This window comes from Pseudomonas sp. E315 (assembly GCF_055406205.1).
In genome coordinates this window covers 1-4,821 of sequence record NZ_JBUZPJ010000033.1, presented here as the reverse complement: position 1 = coordinate 4,821, position 4,821 = coordinate 1, and the positions used below count along the sequence as shown (strand labels likewise).

Here is a 4,821-nt window from a genome sequence, read left to right as displayed (position 1 = left end):
GGCTGTCTGAAAAACGCGATGTCTTCACGCAAAATTTCCTTGATCCGATCAGGAGAAAATTCTACTTCCAGCGAGTACTTTTTTCAGGGGGGATTACCCTTTGATCAGACACCTGAGATTGCTGGTTTCCGACCCGTACCGGAAAAAAGGGCGGGGGGCCCTAGTGTATGCTTGAAGAAGAGAAAATTCGTGAAGCCGGGAAAACTGCGGGACGATTTTTGTCGCTGGAGGCACCACAACGAAGGGGGAGTGGGGTGGGTGATTCCTGACCCCTCAAAAGACTGTGTAACGGGTGTAACTCGTGTAACGCCATAAATCAACTATATGATTTTATTGATTAAATTGTTCGTCACACCATGTGGAAGCTACAGTTTAATTTGGTGTAACGCGGTCAATTGGTGTAACACTTTCGTCTGGTTAAAAATCCATCCTTAAGCGCGACGTGTTCGGGCGTTTATCCACCGGTCGACAGGTTCATCGAAAACGTTTGCAGTAGAGCCCCATGCAATGCGCACAAAAGGGCTCGTCGATGAGGGTTGTGAAAAGCTTGTGAGAGGAGCCACATCGTGAGCTCGGCAGCCATAGGGTGTCGCATTGTGGATGGACGACTCGTTGGTATCGTCTCGCCTCAGAGCATCCTCCAAGCTATTTTTGCTTCGGATGTTGACGTAATTTTCGTCGAAGGATAGACGGGAAGCTAGAGAAAACGCGGGGCCTATAAATGAATGTTGACGCACTGGCAAAACTCGTATAAAAAACAGTCGTTCTTTACGCGTTCAAAGCTAGATGGTTCGCCGTCACATGGCTTAGTCGGGCGTTTCGCCAGACTCAATTTTATTGCTTGGATTTATTCCGCAGACAAGATCTGCGGACCTACACTCGCAAGCTCCCTCCGGTCCACAGATCTTGTCTGCGGCTGATTCTTGGTAAAGAGCCCCCTTTCGCATGGATCCGCGACAAAAAATTCTTGCTGAGATCGATCTAGAAAACAGCAAGATTTTTTTCTCAAAAAAACCGATCGTTCTTCTTTGCGGCGGTCATGTCCCAGAGAAAGCCCATGCCGATGCCCCTGATCCCGCTATTAAATCATTGCGAGATGCGGTAACTCGCCGCGTTGCAGTTCTAATGTCCCCTCCGTATATCTTTCGGCCTGAAGAGATAAAGTCCTGGCAGGACGATGGTGTGTTTAAAAATTTAATGGACTTCGAGGCTGATTTGGCAAGTATCTGCTCTCTCGTGGCTATCGTTGTTGAGAGCGAAGGATCTATAGCTGAACTTGGCGCGTTTTCCCAACTTCCAGATTTAAGAAAGAAGCTAATTGTTTTTGTGGCGGAAGAGTTCGCGGAGAAAAGTTCGTTCATTAATCTTGGTATTCTTCGTTATATTAAAGAAGAGCATGAGACGGGAGTTAGGGTATATCCGTGGAAAGTTAATTATCCTCTAGAGATTCCTGTAGATGTAGTGAATGATGTTGTTGAGGATATTCAGTCTGAATTGGAGAATTTAAAGAAAAGTCAGTCGTTTAGTCTGAAGAAAGATGTGCATCTGATCGTCTTGCTTTATGAATTGATCAAGATGTTCATTGCCTTGAAAGAAAGTGAGCTGCTTGAGTCTCTAAAGGGGTTTGGTCATGAAATTCATCGTGATGCTTTAAGACGAAAGCTGTTTCTATTAGAGCAGTTCGGGCTTGTGGAAAGAATCGGCTATAGTGACTCAAGTTTTTATTCTTCTCGTGATGAATCGTTCCATAGACTTCGATTAGCCACCAAAAATGATGGGGCGGTTGACTTCCTTCGTTCGCGTATAGAGTGCCTAGAATACTACAAGGAAAATAAGTCGGAACGTAATCGTATTAGAGCTATCCATCAAGCCAGGTTGGGAGGCCAGTAATGAGTGTTTATAACTTCCGAGAACATGTGTCAGAGTCTTTGGCTATTTCTGGTTTAGATGTTATTAGGTTAATAGTACGCGCTCCACATACATATAAAAAATATGAAATAGAAAAGAAGTCGGGCGGAAAGCGTTTAATTGCCCAGCCTGCAAAGGAGACAAAGATTATACAGCGTCTTCTTATGGGGGACGTGTTTGATCTTCTGCCGGTGCATGATTGTGCTGTTGCCTATAAAGAAGGTTCAAGTATCAAGAAAAATGCCGAACGGCATAAAGATAATCAATTTATTTCTAAGTTTGATTTTAATAATTTTTTTGGATCTATCACTGAATCAGATGTGGCTGCTCATCTAGCATACTTTTTTTCTGAAAAGATTAGTGAGCAAAGTGTTAAGGATATAGCGCGGGTCAGTTGCATTAAGCATAAGATGGCTGAAAGACTTTGTTTAAGTATTGGTGCTCCAAGCTCTCCCGTACTGTCCAATTCGATAATGTATGCATTCGATGTGGCTGTTGAAGCATGGTGCGCGAAGCGAGCCATCACTTATACTCGATATGCAGATGATCTAACATTTTCAAGTAATGAGAAAGGTATATCGCCACACATAGAACCGTTTTTGATATCGCTGCTTGGGGATTTACCTTATCCATCACTATCTCTCAACTCTAAGAAAACAGTTCATGTTTCAAAAAAACATCAGCGTCGAATTACTGGTCTAGTCATAAATAACGATGGCGCGGTCTCGCTGGGGCGTGAACGAAAGAGATTGATTAGTTCAATGATACATCGCTATATTATTGGTGCATTGGATGATGATGCTGTCCTTCATCTTCAAGGGTTGCTCGGGTTTGCAGAAGATGCTGAACCGCTGTTTGTCTCTAGGATGCGAGGCAAGTATGGAGGAAGAACTATAGCTGAGTTACTTAGGCGTCGTGGAAAAAATATGATTAATGATCCTAAGGGTAATGCGGGGCAGGAGTGATAAGGGCGTATACCTCGATAACGATTTCTATGTTGGTCGCGTTCTTTGAGTTTGCTTCAGATTGTTTTCATGGTGTTTTTAGATAATTCCAAATTTTATGGGGTTGTTGATCGTTTTCTAGTTTGGTCGTCCATCGTTTCGCTGGTATTTACTACGTCAAGTAGCCAGTAGTCACTAGCTGTGTTCCACTCGTCCGGAAATTCGAAATTGATTTTAGTCTCGATTGCCCTTCCGTAATTATCTTTGAGGGCTTGGGAGAACTCTGCGGCGAACCATTTCAACGATTGAAATTCAGTACCGATTCGTCCCAGAAGTAAGTCAGAAACTCTGCATGTGCCTTGTTTCAAATTTTTCGGGTCAAGGCAAAGCTGTATTGCGTAGTCTTCTTGCATGATAAATATTGCGGTGACCCCGTGTTGACTAAAAAGGAACTTCAAGTATGAAAGATCTATCAATATAAAAATAGAAATTCGATTGCTTGAGAAAATATATGCGTTTTCTGGTGTTAGAGATAAAGTAAACGGATAGCATGGTAGCCAATCCTGTTCCGCGCTAAGCTGTTGAACAAGCGTCGTCGAATTTAGGAACTCTTGAATTCCTTGATCTAGGGCGGATTGCGATTTTGCCGCAATATAGGTAAGGCCTGGTTCTGGAGCTACTGAAAAAAAATCTAAATGCGCGGTGTTGTCTATGCACATATTTATTTCTTTTTCATAGCGTATCTCTATCGCTTTTAGTTCAAATCGTTTTACAAGTGGGGCTCCACGAAAATCCTCAATTTCATCATCGTTAAAGAACTTAGCCAAGTTACGCATGTGCGATTCTTGGCGAGAACGTCTCTTTGACGAGTTATTGCTAGACTTAACCTCTATAGCGACAGGGTCTTGGCCAGCAAGCGCACATACGTCACCGACTCTTATGATATTTGTAAGGTCGGAAAGTAATACGGGGACGTTGTGGCTAATGCCCATGTTTAGGATTGACCATTCTTTTTTAAATCCCTTTTTTCCAGAGATAAAGCCGGCGCTTTCCTTAGGGGCATATTGATGGTCATAAAATAGATGTTTCAGAGCGTGTATGTTTTGATAGATGGATGCGATTCCGTCACCGATACATCGCCAGAGGAAAAGATCATGTTCAAAGCTTTTTTTTCGGGTGGCGATAGCTTGTATCAATTTTTTTATTGAAAGCGAAACTGATTTTTGATTTTGTTTTTTGGAAAGTCTTGCTTTTAGTTTCGAGTGGGAGGATTTACCCCTCAATATAGCGCGCTCTGTCCAAGTGATTTTTCTGATCAGCTTACGTTGCAGGCATATCAGTAGAGAGAGATCGTCGGGTGAGGATTTAAGTTTGTGCAGATCTAAAAGTGCTTGGTAAAACTCAAACGCCTGCTGCGCTCGCATAATTATCCTATCCATTTCAGTTGTTTTAAGTTTTTATATCTGTACTTGCTTAAATCATTCTGTGCAAAAAATTTTATGAGCTCTGTGCCAATTTTTTAAGCTGGGTTTCTTGAGGTTATCAACAATCATTTCTGACCTATCACCTCTCCTGACGGAGACTGTCGCCTCTGCTCTGTTTTTCGTCAATGGCCTAGAAAGCTGCTTCCGCGCCAAAAACACTCTCCAATGCTATCTAGGGCGATAGTGAGGCGCTAGGACATGCGGTATCTTGCTCAAGTGAGAGGATTATTTAGTCAATGGGGCAATCTCACAAATGCGCTAACCCGGCTTTCCAACGCCTGTATATTTGAAAAATTTCGTTGTAGGTTGGGCCGGATAGGTGATCGGGTTGAAGTCAATGGGCGAGATTTGACAGAAAGCTCGGGCGATTCAGAGCCAGCTATTACCTAGTGTGCTGTTCTCGAAATAACTTTTCTGCGGTCTTGGCTACACTTCCTCTGTCATTCAGCGCTCGGGGGAACGCAAGTGAACGCCCAAGAGATTGT

At 43.1% G+C, this 4,821-nt stretch carries 3 protein-coding genes; 2 read left to right on the top strand and 1 reads right to left on the bottom strand.

All coding sequences use genetic code 11. From position 1 onward, the window contains the following. Positions 1-945 precede the first annotated feature (945 nt). Positions 946-1,890 (top strand): retron St85 family effector protein, encoded by a 945-nt coding sequence (locus ACZRJQ_RS21985; protein WP_463980360.1) that lies wholly within the window; start codon positions 946-948, stop codon positions 1,888-1,890. Beyond that, on the top strand, positions 1,890-2,873 hold the full coding sequence (locus tag ACZRJQ_RS21980; protein ID WP_463980359.1) for a retron St85 family RNA-directed DNA polymerase: 984 nt from the start codon (positions 1,890-1,892) through the stop codon (positions 2,871-2,873). Before ACZRJQ_RS21985 ends, ACZRJQ_RS21980 begins: the two co-directional genes overlap by 1 nt. A 95-nt stretch (positions 2,874-2,968) precedes the next feature. On the opposite strand, the gene ACZRJQ_RS21975 is transcribed toward ACZRJQ_RS21980, so the two are convergent. Then, complete coding sequence (locus ACZRJQ_RS21975) at positions 2,969-4,276, bottom strand: hypothetical protein (protein ID WP_463980358.1); 1,308 nt, start codon at positions 4,274-4,276, stop codon at positions 2,969-2,971. Positions 4,277-4,821 lie beyond the last annotated feature (545 nt).

What these genes read in the sequence shown, in the direction of transcription:
- ACZRJQ_RS21975 (WP_463980358.1), bottom strand. Translation starts at nt 4,276, where the DNA reads ATGCGAGCGCAGCAGGCGTTTGAGTTTTACCAAGCACTTTTAGATCTG.
- ACZRJQ_RS21980 (WP_463980359.1), top strand. Translation starts at nt 1,890, where the DNA reads ATGAGTGTTTATAACTTCCGAGAACATGTGTCAGAGTCTTTGGCTATT.
- ACZRJQ_RS21985 (WP_463980360.1), top strand. Translation starts at nt 946, where the DNA reads ATGGATCCGCGACAAAAAATTCTTGCTGAGATCGATCTAGAAAACAGC.